This window comes from Cupriavidus sp. (assembly GCF_057315035.1).
Genome location: NZ_DBHKYV010000012.1, coordinates 138,157 through 158,633, shown reverse-complemented (window position 1 = coordinate 158,633; position 20,477 = coordinate 138,157). Strand labels below are relative to the sequence as shown.

The following is a 20,477-nucleotide window of genomic DNA, read 5'->3' as shown; positions in this document are numbered from 1 at the left end:
AGAGGAGTTTGACCAGATGAACCGAGCCCACAATGCCGGTGGCACGCGCCGCCAGTTCCTGTTGTCCACAGTTTTGTCCACAGCCGTCGCCGCCGCGTTTGCCGGCATCGCGACGCCTGCCGCGGCGCAGTCCGGCTATCCCAACAAGCCGATCCGGCTGGTGGTGCCGTTCGCGGCAGGTGGTACCACAGACCTGTCCGCGCGGCTGGTGGCCGAGTTCGCTGGGCGCGAGCTGGGGCAGACCATCGTGGTAGACAACAAGGGTGGGGCAGGGGGTTCGATCGGCATGGAGCAGGTTGCCCGTGCGGCGCCCGACGGCTACACCATCGGCATGGCCACGGTCAGCACCCATGGTTCGAATCCCGCCGTATACCCGAAGCTAGGCTATGACCCGCTCAAGGACTTCGCACCCGTCACCAACGTGGTAGCGATTCCGAGCGTGTTCGCGGTGCATCCAAGCGTACCCGCCAAGACGATGCAGGAGTTCGTGGCACTCGCCAAGGCCAACCCGGGCAAGTATACGTTTGCCTCGCCAGGGGCGGGTTCGCTCGGTCATGTAAACATCGAGAACTTCATGACGCTGGCGAAGATCGACCTGCTGCACGTGCCGTACAAGGGGGCGGGCCTGGCGCTCAACGATGCGGTGGCAGGGCAGGTCAATGCCATTACCGACAACCTGTCGACGACCTTGCCCCACGTGAAATCGGGTCGACTGCGCGCGCTGGCGGTACTTGGTGCGCAGCGCTCAGCGCAGCTGCCCAACGTACCCACGTATGCGGAGTTGGGCTACAAGGACATGGGCGAGGGCGGCTGGTTCGGTATCGTGGCCCCGGCCGGCACGCCGCCGGCGGTCGTCGACAAGCTCAACGCGGCGATCCATAGGGCGATGCAGAATCCCGAGTTCAAGCGCAAGGTGGAGGAGTCGGGCGGTACGCTGATTCCGACTACGCCAGACCAGTTCAAGGTGCAGATCCAGCAGGCCATGGCCCGCTATGCCCGTGTGGCCAAGGCCGCCAACATCAAGCTGGACTGAGTCATGACGATGTCTGCGATTGCCTATGAGGCCGTAACTGGCGACGCGGCCGCAGGGCCGTTCACGCTGGCATTGCCGGATGGCGATGCCTTGCCGCTGGTCTGCGATTCACCGCACAGCGGGGTCCACTATCCGGCCGACTTCAATGCCGCCGTGCCGTTGCAGCGCTTGCGGGGCGGGGAAGATACCCATATCGACACGCTGTGGTCGGCGATTCCCAAGGTCGGCGGCACGCTGCTTGGCGCTACCTTTCCGCGGGTATATATCGACCCGAACCGCATGCTGGAGGACCTGGATCCCGAGCTATTGGCGACTGAATGGCCGACACCATTGTCGCCGGGCGAGAAGACGCGGCTTGGATACGGGCTGGTCTGGCGCCGCATCGACGCCGCCACGCCGCTCTACGACCGCAAGCTCAGCGTGGCGGAAGTGCAGAACCGGATCGAGCGCTATTACCGGCCGTACCATGCGGCGCTGGCAAGCGCGGTAGAGGCGGCGTACCGGCAGTTTGGAGCGCTGTGGCACCTGAACCTGCATTCGATGCCCAACAATGCCTATGAGCGGCTCAAGATCGTTAGCCCGCACCCCTTGGCGGACTTCGTGCTGGGGGATCGCGACGGTACGACGTGCGAGCCCGGTATCGTCGCACTGGTCGAGCGCGAACTGAGGGAGATGGGCTACACGGTCGCGCGCAATGATCCGTACAAGGGGGTGCAGTTGATCGCTCAGATCGGTCGACCGGCCGAGCGGCGCAACAGCCTGCAGATCGAGATTCGTCGCCCCCTCTATATGGATGAAGCGACGAAGGCACCGAACGAGGGCTTTGCTACGTTGCAACGGGATCTGGCCAGCCTTAGTGGCAGCATCGCCACGTATATTCGGACTCAGCTTTGACGCATGTTTCACGTGAAACATGTGACGAACGGAAGGGCCCCGCGCAAGCGGGGCTTTTTATTTGGCGGGTGTCGTTGGCTGTCCTGTGAGCGAGTGTTTCACGTGAAACACACTTTCGCTCGACACGAGTATCGCGAGCGTCATGTTTCACGTGAAACATTGAGAGCGTCACGGTTCACCAATCGATTGCCGCTATAATTCGGCATCCCGTATCTTCCCGCCAGGCCTCCCGGAGGAGGTGTCCCATGCTTTACCCGAAAGAATTCGACGTCATTGTCGTCGGTGGTGGCCACGCCGGCACCGAAGCTGCCCTCGCTGCCGCGCGCATGGGTTGCCAGACGCTACTCCTGAGCCACAACATCGAAACGTTGGGCCAGATGAGCTGCAACCCGTCCATTGGCGGCATTGGCAAGGGGCATCTGGTCAAGGAAGTGGATGCGCTGGGCGGCGCGATGGCAGCTGCCACCGACGAATCCGGCATCCAGTTCCGCATCCTCAATTCCAGCAAAGGTCCGGCCGTGCGCGCCACGCGCGCCCAGGCAGACCGTGTGCTGTACCGCAAGGCAATCCGCACCCGACTGGAAAACCAGCCGAACCTGATGCTGTTCCAGCAGGCGGTAGACGACCTGATGGTGGAAGGGGATCGCGTGGTTGGCGCCCGGACCCAGGCCGGTATCGACTTCCGGGCCCGGGCCGTGGTGCTGACGGCGGGTACGTTCCTCGACGGCAAGATCCACGTCGGGCTGGACAACTACACGGGCGGACGTGCGGGCGATCCTGCTGCCGTGTCGCTGTCCGCACGCCTCAAGGAACTGAAGCTGCCGCAAGGGCGCCTGAAGACCGGCACGCCGCCGCGCATCGACGGCCGCACCATCGACTTTTCGGTCATGGAAGAGCAGCCCGGCGATCTTGAGCCGGTGCCCGTGTTCTCTTTCCTGGGCCGTGCGGAGCAGCATCCGCAGCAGCTGCCGTGCTGGATCACCCATACCAATAGCCGCACTCACGACATTATCCGCGGCGGCCTCGACCGTTCGCCGATGTACACGGGCGTGATCGAAGGGGTAGGGCCGCGGTACTGCCCGAGTATCGAGGACAAGATTCACCGCTTTGCCAGCAAGGAAAGCCATCAGATCTTCCTGGAACCCGAAGGCCTGACGACCAACGAGTTCTATCCAAACGGGATCTCGACCAGCCTGCCGTTCGACGTGCAGCTGGAACTCGTGCATTCGATCCGTGGCATGGAGAATGCCCACATCCTGCGTCCCGGCTATGCGATCGAATACGACTATTTCGATCCGCGCGGACTGAAGGCATCGCTGGAAAGCAAGGCGATCCAGGGACTGTTCTTTGCGGGTCAGATCAATGGCACGACCGGCTACGAAGAGGCCGCCGCGCAAGGTCTGCTCGCGGGTATCAACGCCGGTTGCTTCGTGCGCGAGCGCGATGCGTGGACGCCGCGTCGTGACCAGGCTTACCTGGGCGTACTCGTCGACGACCTGATCACGCGTGGCGTGACCGAGCCATACCGCATGTTCACCAGCCGTGCAGAGTTCCGCCTGAGCCTGCGCGAGGACAATGCCGATATGCGCCTGACCGAAGCAGGGCGCGAACTTGGCGTGGTCGACGATGTACGTTGGGATGCCTTCAACCGCAAGCGCGACGCTGTTTCACGTGAAACAGAGCGACTGAAAAGCACCTGGGTCAACCCGACCCTGCTGCCGGAGGCTGACGCCGTACCACTGCTGGGCAAGGCAATCGAGCGCGAATATTCGTTGGCGGATTTGCTGCGTCGCCCCGAAGTCCGCTATGAAGCACTGGTGACGCTGCAGGACGGACGGTACGCGCCCGAAGCACCGCTGGACGGTGACGCCATGCTGGCGGATCAGATTCGCGAGCAGATCGAGATCGGCATCAAGTACCACGGCTACATCGCGCGTCAGGCAGCCGAGGTAGACAAACTCGGTGCCAACGAGGCCACCAGGCTCCCCGCTGATTTCGACTACACCGAAGTACGCGGCCTTGGTTTCGAGGTCAGCCAGAAGCTGAACCAGCATCGTCCCGAAACACTGGGCCAGGCCTCGCGGATTTCGGGTGTAACCCCGGCCGCGATTTCGCTGCTGCTGGTGCATCTGAAGAAGAAGGGCATGGGTCGTGGCGCCCAGGCAAACACGGCGGCCGGCAACGGCCAGGAGGCTGCCTGAGTGGGGGGCTTCCGATACGCCGTGGTCGATGACGCGGCGCAGCGCCAACGGCTCGAAGCCGGACTCGATGCAATCGGGCTGGTACTGGCACCGGCGCAGATCGACACGCTGTTTGCGTACCTGACGCTGCTGCGCAAATGGAACAGCGTCTACAACCTCACGGCGATCCGTCACCCCGACGAGATGCTGACGCACCATCTGCTCGACTCCCTGGCCGCCATCCCGGCGCTGGCGGAAGCGGCGCGCAGCGTAGCCGTACCTGATGCTGCGCGGGGCAGGGTGCTCGATGTAGGTTCGGGTGGCGGCATGCCCGGCATGCCGCTGGCCATTTCATGTCCCGACGTGTCGGTGCTGATGGTCGATATCGTCCAGAAAAAGACCGCGTTCCTGACCCAGTGCCGTGCCCAGTTGCAATTGAGCAATGCCGCGGCGCATTGGGGCCCGGTAGAGAAAATCGAGGATGCCACCGGTTATGCGGTGATTACCTCGCGCGCGTTTGCCGAACTGACCGATTTCGTAAATCTGTCCGGCCACCTGCTGGCGCCGGGCGGCAAGCTGCTGGCGATGAAGGGCATTTATCCACAGGCAGAACTTGATCGCATGGAAGCCGCGGGCCTGATGCAGACGTGGCAAGTCGACGCTGTGCCGAAACTGATCGTGCCGGAACTCGACGCGGAGCGGCATCTCGTAGTGTTATCGCGGCGTTGAATCCGCACAATGTGAATTACCAAAGCATTATTCGTCGGACGAATGACGATGGTGCACTCAGGAGCTGCAAGCGCATATGGCCAAGGTATTCGTGATCGCCAACCAGAAGGGTGGCGTCGGCAAGACCACAACCACGGTGAACCTGGCCGCCGGCCTGGCCGCGCAGGAACAGCGCGTGCTGCTGGTGGACCTGGATCCGCAGGGCAACGCCTCGATGGGTTCGGGCATCGACAAGCAGGCGCTCGAACACAGCGTGTACCAGGTGCTGGTGGGACTGGCATCGGTGACGCAGGCGCGCCAGCGTTCCGAGTCGGGGCGCTATGACGTGCTGCCCGCCAATCGCGAACTGGCCGGTGCCGAAGTGGAGCTCGTGGAACTGGACCAACGCGAACGCCGGCTCAAGCAGGCGCTGGCCGAGGTCGATGACCAGTATGACTTTGTGCTGATCGACTGCCCGCCGTCGCTGTCGCTGCTGACGCTGAACGGCCTGTGCGCCGCGCACGGCGTGATCGTGCCGATGCAGTGCGAGTACTTCGCGCTGGAAGGGCTCTCGGATCTGGTCAACACGATCAAGCAGGTGCATGCGAACCTGAACCGCGAGCTCAAGGTGATTGGCCTGTTGCGCGTCATGTTCGATCCGCGCGTGACGCTGCAGCAGCAGGTATCGGCCCAGCTCGAGGCCCACTTCGGCGACAAGGTCTTCAAGACCGTGATTCCGCGCAATGTGCGACTGGCGGAAGCACCGTCGTACGGCATGCCGGGCGTGGCATTCGATGCGTCCTCGAAGGGCGCGAAGGCGTATCTCGATTTCGGCGCGGAAATGATCGCGCGCGTGCGTCAGCTCGGCTGAGCCGCACGAACAGACAAGGATGGCGAGCATGGTGACCGCGAAGAAGAAAGGCCTTGGCCGGGGACTGGAAGCACTGCTCGGCGGCCCCGCCGAGATCGTCGAGACCGCGAAGCAGGAGGGCGCGCCCTCGGTGCTGCGCGTGGACCAGATGCAGCCAGGCAAGTACCAGCCGCGCACGCGCATGGACGAAGGCGCGCTGCAGGAACTGGCCGCGAGCATTCGCGCGCAGGGCCTGATGCAGCCGATCCTGGTGCGTCGCGTCGCCGAGCCCGATCGCTACGAGATCATCGCTGGCGAACGCCGCTATCGTGCGTCGAAACTTGCGGGCCTCGACAAGGTGCCGGTACTCGTGAAGGACGTGCCCGACGAGGCCGCCGCCGCGATGGCGCTGATCGAGAATATCCAGCGCGAAGACCTGAACCCGTTGGAAGAAGCGCAGGGCATCATGCGCCTGATCCGCGAATTCAGTTTCACGCATGAACAGGCAGCCGAGTCGGTGGGCCGTTCGCGCAGCGCGGTATCGAACCTGCTGCGTCTGCTGAACCTGGCTTCGCCGGTGCAGACCATGCTGATGGCGGGCGATCTCGACATGGGGCATGCGCGTGCCTTGCTGGCAGTCGATGGTGCCACCCAGATCACGCTGGCCAACCAGATCGTCAACAAGCGCCTGTCGGTGCGCGAGACTGAAAAACTCGTGGCGTCGACGCTCAAGCCATTCGACCTCAAGTCGCTGAAGCACAAGCAGGGCAATGGCACGCGCGATGTGGCGCGCCTGGAAGAAGAACTCTCGGACATGCTGGGCCTCGCGGTCCAGATCAAGCTCGGTGCGCGTGGCAAGGGTCAGCTGACCATTCACTTCGCAACCAACGATGCGCTTGACGGCGTACTGACGCGCCTGCGCGAGCCTGCGGCCAGCGCATAACCTGTTCCGCGGTATACGGCAATTGTTTTACAGGTGGTTTTTTCAGGTTGTCGGCCCGGCGCGACAGGGCCGGCCCCCTGCACCATGTCGCGGCACAAATCTGCGCGATAACCGCACGAGCCTCCGCTGATGTCCTTTTGCAGTGCACGCCCAGCACTGCATCGCGCGGGTGGATTCACCATCATGCACGGACTGGCGTGCGCAATCCAATTACGTTTCGCATCATTGCCACGCAATATCACGCCATCCATCATGAAGACGTGATAGCAACCGTTGTGCGAAATTCCCTGCAAGCTAACTGAAAGCAGATTGACTCGTATCGACGATTGCTAATAGAATCGTGCGGTTTGAATTCTGGCCGGACGCGAAAAGTTCCGGCCTGGAACGAGGCTAGACAGGTGGTGGTTCAAGAGCGTCGCGACGATTGGGATGATAACGCCGAGCGTGACGACGAAGCTGTCGATCCGCTGTCGCGTGCCGATGCCGTGAAGTTGCTTGGCGAACGCGCATTGCGTCCGTCGCGCATGACACCGGCAAAGGTGGTGATGGCGCAGGTTGTCGTGACGCTGTTGTCCGCGCTTGGCTGGGCGGTGTTCGCGCAGCAGCATGGACCGGCAGGCTGGTCGGCATTCTTCGGCGGCATGGCGTGTTTCGTGCCCAGCGGTTTCTTCGCGCTGCGTCTGTGGATGTCGCGCGGGCAACCGTCGGTCGGCGGCCTGGTGGCCGGCGAGGCGATCAAGGTCTTCGGCACCATGGCTTTGCTGGTGCTGGTGATCGTGCTGTACCGCGATCTGCGCTGGGTGCCGCTGCTGGTCACGTTCCTGTTGGCGCTCAAGACTTATTGGGTGGCGCTCGCGATCCGCTGATCCATCAGGCGGTGTTCGCGAATCCCGTCGCCCTTGGCAATGCCTCAGGCAGGGCCACGGCGTGGGGTTCCATCTCAGATGAGGCACCCATCCGGAATATCAAGTGTTTCAACACGCAGTGCGTCACAACGGTGAAGCGCAGCGTGAGTAAGGTTTTGCCCAGAACAATACGGCGGGCTTGCCCAGGCGGTGACCGGTCATGTGACCGAAGGCCAAAGCAAGTCCCATACCGGTTAGCCACCAAAGTTGGCGCCGGACCAACAGATTTCGCAATATACCTATCGTTTCGACATGTCAGCTGAAGCTACTCAAGGCGCCGGGCACGTGCTCACACCCTCAGGCTATATCGCCGAGCACTTGCAGAACTTTAATTCGGTCGGCGGCAAGCAGCACTCCGTCGTCGACTTCAGCATCATCAACTACGACACCGTGTTCTGGTCGGTGCTGTGCGGCTTCATCGCCGTGCTGTTCCTGTACATGGCCGCGCGCCGTGTCAGCGCCGGCGTGCCGGGCCGCTTCCAGGCCTTCGTGGAGATGATCGTCGAGATGGTCGACGACCAGGCCAAGGGCATCATCCATGGCGACCGTTCGTGGATTGCGCCGCTGGCGCTGATGGTGTTCTGCTGGATCACCATGATGAACGCGATCGACCTGATCCCCGTGGACTGGGTCACCGGCCTGAACAACGTGCTGGGCGTCTTCCACATCCATCTTCCGCACCACCGCGCAGTGGCCACGGCCGACCTGAACGGCACGCTGGGCATGTCGTGCTCGGTGCTGGTGCTGATGATCTACTACAGCTTCAAGATCAAGGGCGCGGGCGGCTTCATGCACGAGCTGTTCTCCGCACCGTTCGGCGCCAAGTGGTACCTGGCCCCGTTCAACCTGATCCTGAACATCATCGAATTCCTGGCCAAGGCCGTGTCGCTGGGCATGCGGTTGTTCGGCAACATGTACGCCGGCGAACTGGTGTTCCTGCTGATCGCGCTGCTGGGTTCGATCTGGACGTTCAGCGCCGACCTGTCGGCACTGGGCTTCGTCGGCCACGTGGTTGCCGGCACCGTATGGGCGATCTTCCACATCCTGATCGTCCTGCTCCAGGCCTTCATTTTCATGATGCTGACGCTGGTGTACATCGGCCAGGCTCACGATCACCACTGATCGACAGATCACTGGTCACGAATTTTCAAGTTCTTCGTTTTTTGGTTTTTTGGTTCTAAGTCTCTCTAAATTAAAGGAGTCATCATGCAAGCATATCTCGCCAACATCCAGGGTCTGACCGCAATCGGTATCGGCATCATCATCGGTCTGGGCGCTATCGGCGCCTGCCTGGGTATCGCCCTGATGGGTGGCAAGTACATCGAAGCCTGCGCTCGTCAGCCTGAACTGATGAACCCGCTGCAAACCAAGATGTTCCTGCTGGCTGGCCTGATCGACGCTGCATTCCTGATCGGTGTGGGTGTTGCAATGCTGTTCGCCTTCGCCAACCCGCTGCTGGCTGTCATTCAGTAAGTCTTTTCGGTCTGCATGATGCTGACGGGTGGCGCAGGCCTCAATCCGATGGCCCCGCCGCCCTTGTGCATTTATCTGTAGTTTGATTACCGAAAGGAACACACCATGAATCTGAACGCAACGTTTTTTGCGCAGATGGTCGTGTTCTTCATCCTGTGGTGGGTTGTTGCCAAATTCATTTGGCCGCCGCTGGTGAAGGCGCTCGACGAACGCGCAAAGAAGATCGCCGATGGCCTCGCTGCTGCCGAAAAAGGCAAGGCGGAGCTTGAACTCGCCAACAAGCGTGTGGACCAGGCCATGGCCGAAGCCCGCACCGAAGGCGCACAACGCGTGGCCGACGCTGAAAAGCGCGCCCAGGCAGCCGCCGACGAGATCAAGCAGAACGCCCAGGCAGAAGCCGCACGCATCATCGCCCAGGCCAAGGCCGAGGCAGATCAGCAAGTGACCCGCGCACGCGAAACGCTGCGTGACCAGGTTGCAGTGCTGGCCGTGAAGGGTGCAGAGCAGATCCTCAAGCGTGAAGTGAACGCGCAGGTGCACGCAGACCTGCTCACTCAACTCAAGGCTGAGCTCTAATCATGGCTGAAACCGCAACCATTGCCCGTCCCTACGCCGAGGCGCTGTTCCGCGTCGCGAGCGAAGCCGGTGCAGGCAACATGGGTGCATGGTCCGAACTGGTGTCGGAGATGGGGCAGGTTGCCGCCAACCCCGACATGCAGGCGCTCGCCACCGATCCGAACGTGCCGGGCGACAAGCTCGAGCAAGTGTTCCTGTCGGTGCTGAAGAGCCCGGTCAACGACGAAGCTCGCCGCTTCGTGACGCTGCTGGTGGAAAACAACCGCCTGACGGTGTTGCCGGAAATCGCCGAGCAGTTCCATGCGCTCAAGAACGCCCGCGAGGGGTCGTCCGACGTAGAGATCACCAGCGCATTCCCGCTGGATGACTCGCAGACGAACGAACTGGTCGCCGCACTCGAACGCAAGTTCGGCCGCAAGCTGTACGCAAAGGTGGCGGTTGACCCGTCGCTGATCGGCGGCGTGAGCGTCAAGGTCGGCGACGAAGTGCTCGACACCTCCGTGCGCGCGCGCCTGGCTGCCATGCAAGCCACGCTGACCGCCTGACCGCAACGGCCGACGGATTGAAGAATTAGGAGCATTGTGATGCAACTGAACCCCTCAGAAATCAGCGAGCTGATCAAGTCCCGCATCTCGGGTCTTGGCGCCGACGCTGAAGTGCGCAACACCGGCACGGTGATCTCCGTGACCGATGGTATCTGCCGCGTGCACGGCCTGTCTGGCGTGATGCAGGGCGAGATGCTGGAATTCCCGGGTAACACCTTTGGCCTGGCACTGAACCTCGAGCGTGACTCGGTGGGTGCCGTGGTACTGGGTGATTACGAACACATTTCGGAAGGCGACACGGTCAAGTGCACCGGCCGCATTCTGGAAGTGCCGGTTGGCAAGGAACTGCTGGGCCGCGTGGTGAACACACTGGGCCAGCCGATCGACGGCAAGGGTCCGATCAACGCCAAGGAAACGGACGTGATCGAGAAGGTGGCCCCGGGCGTGATCGCACGTCAGTCGGTGAGCCAGCCGGTGCAGACCGGCCTGAAGTCGATCGACGCAATGGTGCCGATCGGCCGTGGCCAGCGCGAGCTGATCATTGGCGACCGCCAGACCGGCAAGACCGCCGTGGCCGTCGACGCCATCATCAACCAGAAGGGCAAGGGCGTCTTCTGCGTGTACGTGGCAATCGGCCAGAAGGCTTCGACGATCTCGAACGTGGTGCGCAAGCTCGAAGAGCTCGGCGCCATGGAATACACGATCGTCGTGGCCGCCTCGGCTTCGGACTCGGCCGCCATGCAGTACCTGGCTGCCTACGCCGGCTGCACGATGGGCGAATACTTCCGCGATCGCGGTGAAGACGCGCTGATCGTTTATGACGACCTGACCAAGCAAGCCTGGGCCTATCGCCAGGTGTCGCTGCTGCTGCGTCGTCCGCCGGGCCGTGAAGCATATCCGGGTGACGTGTTCTACCTGCACTCGCGTCTGCTCGAGCGTGCTGCCCGCGTGAACGAAGACTACGTGGCCAAGTTCACGAACGGCGCCGTCACCGGCAAGACCGGTTCGCTGACCGCGCTGCCCGTGATCGAAACGCAGGCCGGCGACGTGTCCGCCTTCGTGCCGACCAACGTGATCTCGATTACCGACGGTCAGATCTTCCTGGAAACCGACCTGTTCAACGCCGGTATCCGCCCCGCTATCAACGCCGGTATCTCGGTGTCGCGCGTGGGTGGTGCAGCGCAGACCAAGATCGTCAAGAAGCTGTCCGGCGGTATCCGTACCGACCTGGCCCAGTACCGTGAACTGGCTGCGTTTGCGCAGTTTGCTTCGGACCTGGACGATGCCACCCGCAAGCAGCTGGAGCGCGGCCGCCGCGTGACGGAACTGCTGAAGCAGCCGCAATACCAGCCGCTGCAGGTGTGGCAACTGGCCGCGTCGCTGTATGCCGCGAACAATGGCTTCCTCGACAACGTCGACGTGAAGGACATCCTGCCGTTCGAAAAGGGCCTGCACGACCACCTGAAGACCAAGTTCGCCGACCTCGTCAACCGCATCGAAGATACCAAGGATCTCTCGAAGGACGACGAAGCCGCCCTGCGTGCCGCGATCGAGGATTTCAGGAAGTCCGCCGCGTTCTAACCGCGTGATTCCATGCGCTGCGCCGCAGCTGCCGCAAGGCAGTCGGCGCGGCTCGAATGGAGAGGAAAGATATGGCCGGAACGAAAGAGATTCGAACCAAGATCAAGAGCGTGCAGAACACGCGCAAGATCACCAAGGCGATGGAAATGGTCGCCGCATCCAAAATGCGCAAGGCGCAGGAACGGATGCGTAACGCCCGCCCGTACGCAGAAAAAGTGCGCAATATTGCCGCGCACCTGGCCACCGCCAACCCCGAGTTCAAGCACCCCTTCATGGTGGCACGCGATGTGAAGCGCGTCGGCATGATCGTGGTGACGACGGACAAGGGCCTGTGCGGCGGCATGAACACGAACGTGTTGCGTGCGGTGACCAATGAACTGAAGACCCTGCAGGGCCGCGGCGTGGACGTGCAAGCGACCGCCATCGGTACCAAGGGCATGCAGTTCCTGGGTCGCATCGGTGCCAAGGTGGTCTCGAACGTGGTGCAGCTCGGTGACACCCCGCATCTGGAAAAGCTGATCGGCGCGATCAAGGTCCAGCTGGACGCATATACCAACGGCGAAGTCGACGCGGTGTACCTGGCCTATACCAGGTTCATCAACACGATGAAGCAGGAGCCGATGGTTGAGCAACTGCTGCCGCTGGCAGCCGACAAGCTGAGCCAGACCGAAGATGAAAAGCGCGCCTACTCGTGGGATTACATCTACGAGCCCGACGCCCAGACGGTTGTGGAAGAGCTGCTCGTCCGCTACGTCGAAGCGCTGGTGTACCAGGCCGTGGCTGAGAACATGGCGTCGGAGCAATCCGCGCGCATGGTGGCCATGAAGGCGGCTTCCGACAATGCCAAGAACGTGATTGGCGAACTGCAGCTGGTCTACAACAAGACCCGCCAGGCAGCCATCACGAAGGAACTGTCGGAAATCGTCAGCGGCGCAGCTGCGGTCTAAGGCGTCAAGAATTCAAGCTATCGGAGATACGAAATGAGTATCGGAAATATTGTGCAGTGCATTGGCGCCGTGGTGGACATCGAGTTCCCGCGCAACGCAATGCCGAAGGTGTACGACGCACTCGTGCTCGAAGAGGGCAACGACAAGTCGTTCGCCGAGAAGGGTCTGACCTTCGAAGTGCAGCAACAGCTCGGTGACGGCGTGGTGCGTACCATTGCCCTGGGCTCGTCGGACGGCCTGCGCCGTGGCATGTCGGTGAAGAGCACCGGCGCCCCCATCTCCGTGCCGGTTGGCCACGGTACGCTGGGCCGCATCATGGACGTGCTGGGTCGCCCGATCGACGAAGCCGGCCCGATCGCCGCTGACGAAAGGCGCGCGATTCACCAGAAGGCACCGAAGTTCGACGAACTGTCGCCGTCGGTTGACCTGCTGGAAACCGGCATCAAGGTGATCGACCTGGTTTGCCCGTTCGCAAAGGGCGGCAAGGTGGGCCTGTTCGGTGGCGCCGGTGTGGGCAAGACCGTGAACATGATGGAGCTCATCAACAACATCGCCAAGCAGCACAGCGGTTTGTCGGTGTTCGCCGGCGTGGGCGAGCGTACCCGTGAAGGGAACGACTTCTACCACGAAATGAAGGACTCGAACGTGCTCGACAAGGTGGCCATGGTGTTCGGCCAGATGAACGAGCCGCCGGGCAACCGTCTGCGCGTGGCGCTGACCGGCCTGACCATGGCCGAGCGCTTCCGCGATGAAGGCCGTGACATCCTGTTCTTCGTCGACAACATCTACCGCTACACGCTGGCCGGTACCGAAGTGTCGGCACTGCTGGGCCGTATGCCTTCCGCCGTGGGCTACCAGCCGACGCTGGCTGAAGAAATGGGCAAGCTGCAGGAACGTATTACGTCGACCAAGACTGGCTCGATCACGTCGATCCAGGCCGTGTACGTGCCTGCCGATGACTTGACCGACCCGTCGCCGGCTACCACCTTCCTGCACCTGGACTCGACCGTCGTGCTGTCGCGTGACATCGCCGCGCTGGGTATCTACCCGGCCGTCGACCCGCTCGACTCGACCTCGCGCCAGCTGGACCCGCAAGTCGTGGGTACGGAACACTACGAAGTGGCCCGTCGCGTGCAGCAAACGCTGCAGCGCTACAAGGAACTGCGCGACATTATCGCGATTCTGGGCATGGACGAACTGTCGCCGGAAGACAAGCTGGCCGTTTCGCGCGCGCGAAAGATCCAGCGTTTCCTGTCGCAGCCGTTCCACGTGGCCGAAGTGTTCACGGGTTCGCCGGGCAAGTACGTGCCGCTGAAGGAAACCATCCGTGGTTTCAAGATGCTGGTGGATGGCGAGTGCGATCACCTGCCGGAACAGGCGTTCTACATGGTGGGCTCGATCGACGAAGCCTTCGAGAAGGCCAAGAAGCTTCAGTAAGCGGCGTCTTTCGCCTTCATGCGCCGCGTTCGGCTGCCTTGGCAGCTGGCCGCGCGGCCTGAGGGCGAAACACATGCTTCCTGATATGAGGGAAGCAAACGCTTTCTGGAGAAAGGATCTTATATGGCAACCATTCTTGTAGACGTCGTCAGCGCGGAAGCGTCGATCTTCTCCGGTCAGGCGAAGTTCGTGGCGCTGCCGGGCGAGACGGGTGAGCTCGGTATCCTGCCAGGCCACACGCCGCTGATCACACGCATCCAGCCGGGTGCGGTGCGCATCGAGAAAGAAGACGGCAGCGAAGAGTTTGTGTTCGTTGCCGGCGGCATTCTCGAAGTCCAGCCCCAGCACGTTACCGTGCTGGCCGATACCGCTATCCGTGGTATCGACCTGGACGAGGCCAAGGCCCGGGAATCCAAGCGCGCTGCCGAGGAACTGATGCAGAACCAGAGCAGCGACCTGGACCTGGCGCGAGCCCAGAGCGAACTGGCAGTGGCCGCGGCGCAACTGGCCGCAATCGCCCGCCTGCGTCGTAAGAAGTAAGCATTTCCCGCAAGGGCGGCGCGCTGTTGTTTTTTGAGCGCGCCAATAAAAAAGGCAGCCAGGTGGCTGCCTTTTTTATCTTGCGAACGCTAATATTTTCTCGCCTGGACCACAAAAAAAAGCGCGCGGGCCGGGGAGGCTCCGCGCGGACGGGAAAATCCCTTCGAGGGGTCAATTCGAAGGAACGGGTTCGGTCCAGGATTCACTTACAAGCGCAGCGGAACTTTCTTTCCGCACATCAGCGAGTTTCCAGTCTTCGGAATCTCAAGCTTCGCGCTATCGGTCTTCCTGGTATTCCGGATCAGCTAATTCTTACATCGGCTGGTCCGGAAAAATCGGGTCACTGCTCAGACTTTCTTCAAAACCCCTTATTATTCAAGGCTTTAGCGGCGGGGTCACCTCGCACCAAGCGCTGGTCTGTCAATGCATTGTGGGGGAAACTTCCGAGGATGGCAGTAACAAAATGTATCGTTTTGCAAGTAGATGAAAGCCCGGCGAATAAAAAGCCGGCGTTTTAAACACTTTTGGCTCATTTTGAAAGCGTTTTCACGCTGAGGCTGTGTCGAGTCCGCGCTCAGCAATGTTAAGACATTGCCGCGCTAGTGTACTGAATGCATTACGTTTTTTCCGCCAGCGCTTAACTTGCACCCCACTTTGGCGGGGTGCTGAAAATCGACTTTGGTAAATTGTGTTCGGTAGCGCATTCAGCGTTACGATTCGAAACGGTTACCGGACAAGCCGGCAATGCGGCGAGTCAGTGGCGCGAACCGCAATACCGGGCGCTACACTGAGGCCCGCGCGCTTTTTCGTTGATTTCACCCATGGCCATCGATCCCCAGTTGCAAGCCTATTTCCGCCGCATGGCGGACCGTTACGCCGGCCAGCCCGCGCCCACGGACGCCCCTGCGCGCCGGACCCGCTTTGAAGAGATGGCCGCACTGTCACAGCTGCCCAATCCGGATGGCATGGTGGCCAGCAATCTGGAGATTCCGGTCCAGGGCGCGTCGATATCTGCACGACTTTTTCGACCGGCTGGGGCTGTGCAGCCAAAGCTGATCGTCTACTTTCACGGCGGTGGCTGGGTAATAGGATCGCCAGCCACGCACCATACCGTGGCCGCGTTGCTGGCAGCCGATACCGGGTGCGCGGTGGCGAGTGTCGACTATCGGTTGGCGCCCGAATATCCGTTCCCGGTGCCGTGCGACGATGCCATGGCCGCCGTGCAATGGCTGGCCGACGCCCGCGAGCAGCTTGACGTCGAGCGTGACTTCCTGGCCGTGGCTGGTGACAGCGCGGGTGCGCATCTGGCGGCGGTGGCCGCACGCGCAATCAATGAAGCGGCGCGCAAGCATGTGGTCAACGCCCAGTTGCTGATCTATCCGGTGACCGCGCCAGTGCTGACCACGGAAAGCTATCGTGCATTTGCCGACGGCCCGGGCCTGACGCGTGACGAGATGTCCTGGTTCTGGACCCAGTACATCGGCGCGGAGGCTTTGGCGCGCGGCGCGGAACATGCCGATCCACGCATTCGCCTGATGGCGACACCGCCCACGCAGCGGCCGCCGGGCAGCGTGGTCATGGTGGCCGCCAACGATGTCTTGCGCGACGATGGCCTGCTATATGCCGACTATCTGGTGCGCCACGACGCGCCGGTTGTCACGATCGAGGCCAGTGGCATGACCCATGGTTTTGCCCGGCTGCAGTCCGAGGCGCCACGCGCACGCGAATGGATGCGGCGCGCCGCCGAGGCCTTTGTCTCTAGCTTCGACGACCTCTGAAAAGTCGGCCTCATTATGACGGCCATCATCCCGCCGGCCGGCTGAAGCCGGCGGCGTTCCCGTAGAATGGCGGTCTTACGAGGATGACCATGACCGCATTGCAGAACGATACTTTCCTGCGCGCGCTGCGCCGGCAACCTACCGAATATACGCCGTTGTGGCTGATGCGCCAGGCTGGCCGTTACCTGCCCGAGTACAACGCCACGCGCGCCCGCGCGGGCAGCTTCCTGGGCCTGGCAAAGAATCCCGCCTACGCCACCGAAGTCACGCTGCAGCCGCTGGATCGCTATCCGCTCGACGCGGCGATCCTGTTCTCGGACATTCTCACGGTTCCCGATGCGATGGGCCTTGGCCTGTCGTTCGCGCAGGGCGAGGGGCCACGCTTCGCGCACCCGCTGCGTACTGAAGCCGATGTGGCGAAGCTGGTCGTGCCCGACATGTCATCGCTGCAGTATGTGTTCGATGCGGTCAGCGAAATCCGCCGTGCACTGGTCCAGAACGGCACCCAGCGCGTACCGCTGATCGGCTTCTCGGGCAGCCCATGGACCTTGGCCTGCTATATGGTCGAAGGTGGCGGATCCGACGATTTCCGCACCGTGAAAGCCATGATGTATGGCCGTCCGGACCTGATGCATCGCATCCTGGACATCAATGCACAGGCGGTTTCGGCGTATCTGAACGCGCAGATCGAAGCCGGCGCGCAGGCGGTCATGGTGTTCGACACCTGGGGTGGCGCACTGGCCGACGGCATGTACCAGGCGTTTTCGCTGGCCTATATGCGCCGCGTGCTGGCCGGCCTGATGCGTGACCACAACGGGCAGCAGGTTCCGGTAATCGTCTTTACCAAGGGCGGTGGTATCTGGCTGGAACAGATTGCCGAGATCGGGCCAGATGCCATCGGGCTGGACTGGACCGTCAACCTCGCCGAGGCGCGTCGCCGTACGCATGGCAAGGTGGCGCTTCAGGGCAATATCGATCCCACTGTGCTGTTCGCGCCTGAAGCCGCGATTCGCGAACAGGTGCGCAATGTGCTGGACAGCTATGCTGCAGCCGGCGGAAGTGATGGCCACGTGTTCAATCTGGGCCATGGGATTTCGCAGTTCACGCCGCCGGAAAACGTGTCAGTGCTCGTGGACGAAGTGCATCGGCACAGTCGCAAGCTGCGCACGGCCCAGGTTGCACCCGCGGCCTGAAACCATGTCTTTCCCCGCGCCGCAGCGATCTGATGGGTATTTGAGGCGCAGTGTCGGGGGAGGCGCTATCTGCAATCTGTCAAGTAAACTATTTCGCATTCTGACGCCAAAAAGGTGCTGACCGCTTGCTGTCAAGGCTTGACTTATGCACACCGATAGGTTTGCCGCAGTGCACGAGCGGGTTACCCCTTAACTCAGTTGGGGGGTGTTTGCAAGTCCTTGATTCATAAGGCTTTGAATCTTCTGCAAAGGTGGGTGCAAGGTCCATGAAAGCCTTGTCCCGGGCCCCTTGACAGGCAACTGATGCGACTTTTCAACAAAGTTATCCACAGGGCGGCCGCCAGCGTTGGAAAACCATCCTCGGATCATCGACTTAGGGTCACATTTGAAGTTTTACTTTAAGTTGATGTTGCGCCGCACACAGACAACCACACCGGCATTCGCCATGGCGCGGATGCACAATGATTGCGCAGCCGCAATGCACCACGCAGGGGTTTCCGGATGACCAGTGCAGGCGGGGGCGTCATCAATTCTGTGGCGGATACGTTACAGACAATCGCCGATACCGTTCCGCAGCCCGGCGGCATTGTACGCGTCGCGCTGGATACGCCTGCCGATGACTGTTTCGACTACCTCGCCGAAGGCGACGTGGCGGCCGGCGATCTCGTGGTGGTGCCATTTGGCAAGCGGCAAGTGGTCGGCGTAGCCCTCGAGCGCGCGGATACATCCGACGTTCCCGCCGATCGTCTGCGTCCGATTGCCAACCGTATCGACTGGATGCCGCCGCTGGGACCAGCCTGGATCGCGCTGGCCCGCTTTGCGGCCGGCTACTACCAGCGCCGGTTCGGCGAGGTGATGCTGCCCGCGCTGCCCCCGTCGCTGCGTGACACCGAGACCTGGGAGCGGCTTGGCCAGCGTGCCCAGACCACGCAGTACCGGGTACGCCCCGGGCAGGCCGACGTGCTGCGCGGCGCAATACCGGCGCGGGCCCGTTCGGTACTGGCGCTTGCCGATGCACTGGTAAATGCGCAGGAGTGGGTACGCCTGCCCGATGCGCGCGCGCTGTGCACCGCGGCGCCCGCGCGCCTGGCCGAGTGGGAAGCCGCTGGCTGGATTGAATCCGCACGCGTCGACCGTCCCTTGCTTGAAACGCAGCCTGCGCACACTGCCTCGGTGGCGCCGATGCTGCATGCCGAACAGCGTGATGCCGTCGCCGCCATCGGCGCCGTGTCGGGATACACGGCCTTCCTGCTGCATGGCGTGACGGGCAGCGGCAAGACCGAGGTCTATCTGCATGCCATGGCGGAGCGGCTCTCGGCCGATCCGACCGCGCAGGTGCTGATGCTGGTACCTGAAATCAATCTCACGCCGCAGCTACAGGCGCGCATAGCCGAGCGCTTTCCTCACCTGCCGCTGGCCGTGCTGCACAGTGGCCTCGCGGACCAGGAGCGCAGCCTTCAGTGGCTGGCCGCCCACCGCGGCGAGGCGCGTATCGTACTGGGTACGCGCATGGCCGTGATGGCGTCGCTGCCGAACCTGCGGCTGATCGTGGTCGACGAAGAGCACGATACGTCCTACAAGCAGCAGGAGGGCTTGCGCTATTCGGCACGGGACCTCGCGGTGTGGCGCGCCAACCAGCTCAAGGTGCCGATCGTACTGGGCTCCGCCACGCCGTCGATGGAAACCTGGCACCGTGCGGAACAGGGCGCCTACCGCAAGCTGGTGTTGCGCGAGCGCGCGCAGGCCGATGCGGCGTTGCCGACGGTCAGGCTGATCGACCTGAACCACGAGCGCCAGCGGCAGCGGGCACTGTTCGAAGGCTTGTCAGTGCCGCTGCTCGACGCCATCCAGCAACGGCTCGATCGCGGGCAGCAAAGCCTGCTGTTCCTGAACCGTCGTGGCTATGCGCCGGTGCTGGCCTGCGACAGCTGCGGCTGGCTGTCCGGCTGTCCGCGCTGCTCCGCGTACCTGGTGCTGCATCGCCCCGAGCGGCGCCTGCGTTGCCACCATTGCGGGATCGAATCGCCGGTACCGCATCACTGTCCAGATTGTGGAAATGTCGATGTCGCCCCGCTGGGCCGCGGCACGCAGCGTATCGAGGAAGCGTTATCCACACGTTTTCCACAGGCACGTATCGCGCGGATCGACGCCGATTCCACGCGGCGCAAGGGCAGCGCCCAGGCCATGTTCGATGAAGTCCATGCCGGCGAGGTCGATATCCTGGTCGGCACGCAGATGGTGGCCAAGGGCCACGACTTCCAGCGCGTGACACTGGTTGGCATCGTCCATCCGGATGCCGCGATGTTCAGTCACGACTTCCGCGCGGCCGAGCACCTGTTTGCATCGCTGATGCAGGTTTCCGGACGGGCGGGCAGGGCGGGACTGGGTGGCGAAGTGCTGATCCAGACGCGTTACCCGGATGCACCCGCATTGCAGTCGCTGGTGCGCCATGACTATGATGGATTCGCAGCCAGCCAACTGCGCGAGCGCCGGCAGGCCGGGTTGCCTCCATACGCGTATCAGGTGCTGGTGACGGCCGAGCACGGCCAGCTGGAACGGGCGCTGGCGTTTTTGCAGGCAGCCCGCGAGCACGCCGATTCGTGTGCGATGGCGCCCGAGGTGCAACTGCACGATCCGGTGCCGATGTCGATGGTGCGACTGTTCAACAAGGAGCGCGCCCAGATGCTGGTGGAAGCCGGCTCGCGCCCGGTATTGCAGCGTTTTGTAAGAGAGTGGGTCCAAACATTCGACGAAGTTGGCACGCGTGTGAAAGGCGTGCGCTGGCAGCTGGAAATCGATCCGCTTCGCATCTGAGTGCGGGCTGCCTCGCACCAGTCAATGTTGCTTCGGTGCAACCTGAGAACAGGTTGTCGAACTAAGTGGTTGCACTAGGT

The 20,477-nt window shown here is 62.3% G+C and carries 18 protein-coding genes; all 18 read left to right on the top strand.

From position 1 onward, the window contains the following. Positions 1–16 precede the first annotated feature (16 nt). The 18 genes from ACO550_RS17190 to ACO550_RS17105 all read left to right on the top strand — a co-directional run bounded on the left by ACO550_RS17190 (position 17) and on the right by ACO550_RS17105 (position 20,397). On the top strand, positions 17–1,033 hold the full coding sequence (locus ACO550_RS17190) for a tripartite tricarboxylate transporter substrate-binding protein (RefSeq protein WP_315593042.1): 1,017 nt from the start codon (positions 17–19) through the stop codon (positions 1,031–1,033). Positions 1,034–1,036: 3 nt separating this feature from the next. Then, complete coding sequence (locus tag ACO550_RS17185; protein WP_485994910.1) at positions 1,037–1,927, top strand: N-formylglutamate amidohydrolase; 891 nt, start codon at positions 1,037–1,039, stop codon at positions 1,925–1,927. A gap of 245 nt (positions 1,928–2,172) precedes the next feature. Then, positions 2,173–4,128, top strand: a complete 1,956-nt coding sequence (gene mnmG, locus ACO550_RS17180; RefSeq protein ID WP_315593041.1) for a tRNA uridine-5-carboxymethylaminomethyl(34) synthesis enzyme MnmG — start codon at positions 2,173–2,175, stop codon at positions 4,126–4,128. Next, positions 4,129–4,836 (top strand): 16S rRNA (guanine(527)-N(7))-methyltransferase RsmG, encoded by a 708-nt coding sequence (gene rsmG / locus ACO550_RS17175; RefSeq protein WP_315593040.1) that lies wholly within the window; start codon positions 4,129–4,131, stop codon positions 4,834–4,836. It begins immediately after the preceding gene. A 76-nt stretch (positions 4,837–4,912) separates the two neighbouring features. Continuing rightward, positions 4,913–5,686, top strand: coding sequence for an AAA family ATPase (locus ACO550_RS17170; RefSeq protein WP_315593039.1), 774 nt, complete (start codon positions 4,913–4,915; stop codon positions 5,684–5,686). A gap of 28 nt (positions 5,687–5,714) precedes the next feature. Continuing rightward, entirely contained in the window at positions 5,715–6,608 is an 894-nt protein-coding gene (locus ACO550_RS17165) for a ParB/RepB/Spo0J family partition protein (RefSeq protein WP_315593038.1), read from the top strand. 398 nt (positions 6,609–7,006) lie between these two features. Then, positions 7,007–7,474: an ATP synthase subunit I gene (locus ACO550_RS17160; RefSeq protein ID WP_315593037.1), complete on the top strand. Its 468-nt coding sequence runs from the start codon at positions 7,007–7,009 to the stop codon at positions 7,472–7,474. Positions 7,475–7,765: 291 nt separating this feature from the next. Further along, the gene (atpB, locus tag ACO550_RS17155) at positions 7,766–8,635 is read left to right on the top strand and encodes a F0F1 ATP synthase subunit A (RefSeq protein WP_315593036.1); all 870 of its coding nucleotides are present in this window, start codon (positions 7,766–7,768) and stop codon (positions 8,633–8,635) included. A gap of 84 nt (positions 8,636–8,719) precedes the next feature. Further along, positions 8,720–8,986 (top strand): F0F1 ATP synthase subunit C, encoded by a 267-nt coding sequence (gene atpE / locus ACO550_RS17150; protein WP_092138471.1) that lies wholly within the window; start codon positions 8,720–8,722, stop codon positions 8,984–8,986. Between the two features lie 105 nt (positions 8,987–9,091). After that, entirely contained in the window at positions 9,092–9,562 is a 471-nt protein-coding gene (locus ACO550_RS17145) for a F0F1 ATP synthase subunit B (protein ID WP_315593035.1), read from the top strand. A 2-nt stretch (positions 9,563–9,564) separates the two neighbouring features. Beyond that, a complete protein-coding gene (locus ACO550_RS17140) occupies positions 9,565–10,107 on the top strand; it encodes a F0F1 ATP synthase subunit delta (RefSeq protein ID WP_315593034.1) in 543 nt (180 codons plus the stop codon). Positions 10,108–10,146: 39 nt separating this feature from the next. Further along, the gene (gene atpA, locus ACO550_RS17135; RefSeq protein WP_130393671.1) at positions 10,147–11,688 is read left to right on the top strand and encodes a F0F1 ATP synthase subunit alpha; all 1,542 of its coding nucleotides are present in this window, start codon (positions 10,147–10,149) and stop codon (positions 11,686–11,688) included. 71 nt (positions 11,689–11,759) lie between these two features. Continuing rightward, on the top strand, positions 11,760–12,635 hold the full coding sequence (gene atpG / locus ACO550_RS17130; RefSeq protein ID WP_315593033.1) for a F0F1 ATP synthase subunit gamma: 876 nt from the start codon (positions 11,760–11,762) through the stop codon (positions 12,633–12,635). Between the two features lie 33 nt (positions 12,636–12,668). Next, positions 12,669–14,072, top strand: coding sequence for a F0F1 ATP synthase subunit beta (atpD, locus tag ACO550_RS17125; protein ID WP_315593032.1), 1,404 nt, complete (start codon positions 12,669–12,671; stop codon positions 14,070–14,072). A 123-nt stretch (positions 14,073–14,195) separates the two neighbouring features. Then, entirely contained in the window at positions 14,196–14,612 is a 417-nt protein-coding gene (locus ACO550_RS17120; RefSeq protein ID WP_315593031.1) for a F0F1 ATP synthase subunit epsilon, read from the top strand. 821 nt (positions 14,613–15,433) lie between these two features. Continuing rightward, a complete protein-coding gene (locus ACO550_RS17115; RefSeq protein ID WP_315593030.1) occupies positions 15,434–16,390 on the top strand; it encodes an alpha/beta hydrolase fold domain-containing protein in 957 nt (318 codons plus the stop codon). An 89-nt stretch (positions 16,391–16,479) separates the two neighbouring features. Further along, a complete protein-coding gene (gene hemE, locus ACO550_RS17110; RefSeq protein WP_315593029.1) occupies positions 16,480–17,583 on the top strand; it encodes a uroporphyrinogen decarboxylase in 1,104 nt (367 codons plus the stop codon). 501 nt (positions 17,584–18,084) lie between these two features. Next, complete coding sequence (locus ACO550_RS17105; protein ID WP_315593028.1) at positions 18,085–20,397, top strand: primosomal protein N'; 2,313 nt, start codon at positions 18,085–18,087, stop codon at positions 20,395–20,397. The last annotated feature ends 80 nt before the right edge of the window (positions 20,398–20,477 follow it).

Excerpts from the sequence above, each read along its gene's own strand:
- atpB (WP_315593036.1), top strand. The coding sequence starts at position 7,766 with ATGTCAGCTGAAGCTACTCAAGGCGCCGGGCACGTGCTCACACCCTCA.
- ACO550_RS17185 (WP_485994910.1), top strand. The coding sequence starts at position 1,037 with ATGACGATGTCTGCGATTGCCTATGAGGCCGTAACTGGCGACGCGGCC.
- ACO550_RS17170 (WP_315593039.1), top strand. The coding sequence starts at position 4,913 with ATGGCCAAGGTATTCGTGATCGCCAACCAGAAGGGTGGCGTCGGCAAG.
- hemE (WP_315593029.1), top strand. The coding sequence starts at position 16,480 with ATGACCGCATTGCAGAACGATACTTTCCTGCGCGCGCTGCGCCGGCAA.
- atpG (WP_315593033.1), top strand. The coding sequence starts at position 11,760 with ATGGCCGGAACGAAAGAGATTCGAACCAAGATCAAGAGCGTGCAGAAC.
- ACO550_RS17140 (WP_315593034.1), top strand. The coding sequence starts at position 9,565 with ATGGCTGAAACCGCAACCATTGCCCGTCCCTACGCCGAGGCGCTGTTC.
- atpD (WP_315593032.1), top strand. The coding sequence starts at position 12,669 with ATGAGTATCGGAAATATTGTGCAGTGCATTGGCGCCGTGGTGGACATC.
- ACO550_RS17165 (WP_315593038.1), top strand. The coding sequence starts at position 5,715 with ATGGTGACCGCGAAGAAGAAAGGCCTTGGCCGGGGACTGGAAGCACTG.
- ACO550_RS17120 (WP_315593031.1), top strand. The coding sequence starts at position 14,196 with ATGGCAACCATTCTTGTAGACGTCGTCAGCGCGGAAGCGTCGATCTTC.
- atpA (WP_130393671.1), top strand. The coding sequence starts at position 10,147 with ATGCAACTGAACCCCTCAGAAATCAGCGAGCTGATCAAGTCCCGCATC.
- mnmG (WP_315593041.1), top strand. The coding sequence starts at position 2,173 with ATGCTTTACCCGAAAGAATTCGACGTCATTGTCGTCGGTGGTGGCCAC.
- atpE (WP_092138471.1), top strand. The coding sequence starts at position 8,720 with ATGCAAGCATATCTCGCCAACATCCAGGGTCTGACCGCAATCGGTATC.
- ACO550_RS17115 (WP_315593030.1), top strand. The coding sequence starts at position 15,434 with ATGGCCATCGATCCCCAGTTGCAAGCCTATTTCCGCCGCATGGCGGAC.
- ACO550_RS17105 (WP_315593028.1), top strand. The coding sequence starts at position 18,085 with ATGACCAGTGCAGGCGGGGGCGTCATCAATTCTGTGGCGGATACGTTA.
- ACO550_RS17145 (WP_315593035.1), top strand. The coding sequence starts at position 9,092 with ATGAATCTGAACGCAACGTTTTTTGCGCAGATGGTCGTGTTCTTCATC.
- ACO550_RS17190 (WP_315593042.1), top strand. The coding sequence starts at position 17 with ATGAACCGAGCCCACAATGCCGGTGGCACGCGCCGCCAGTTCCTGTTG.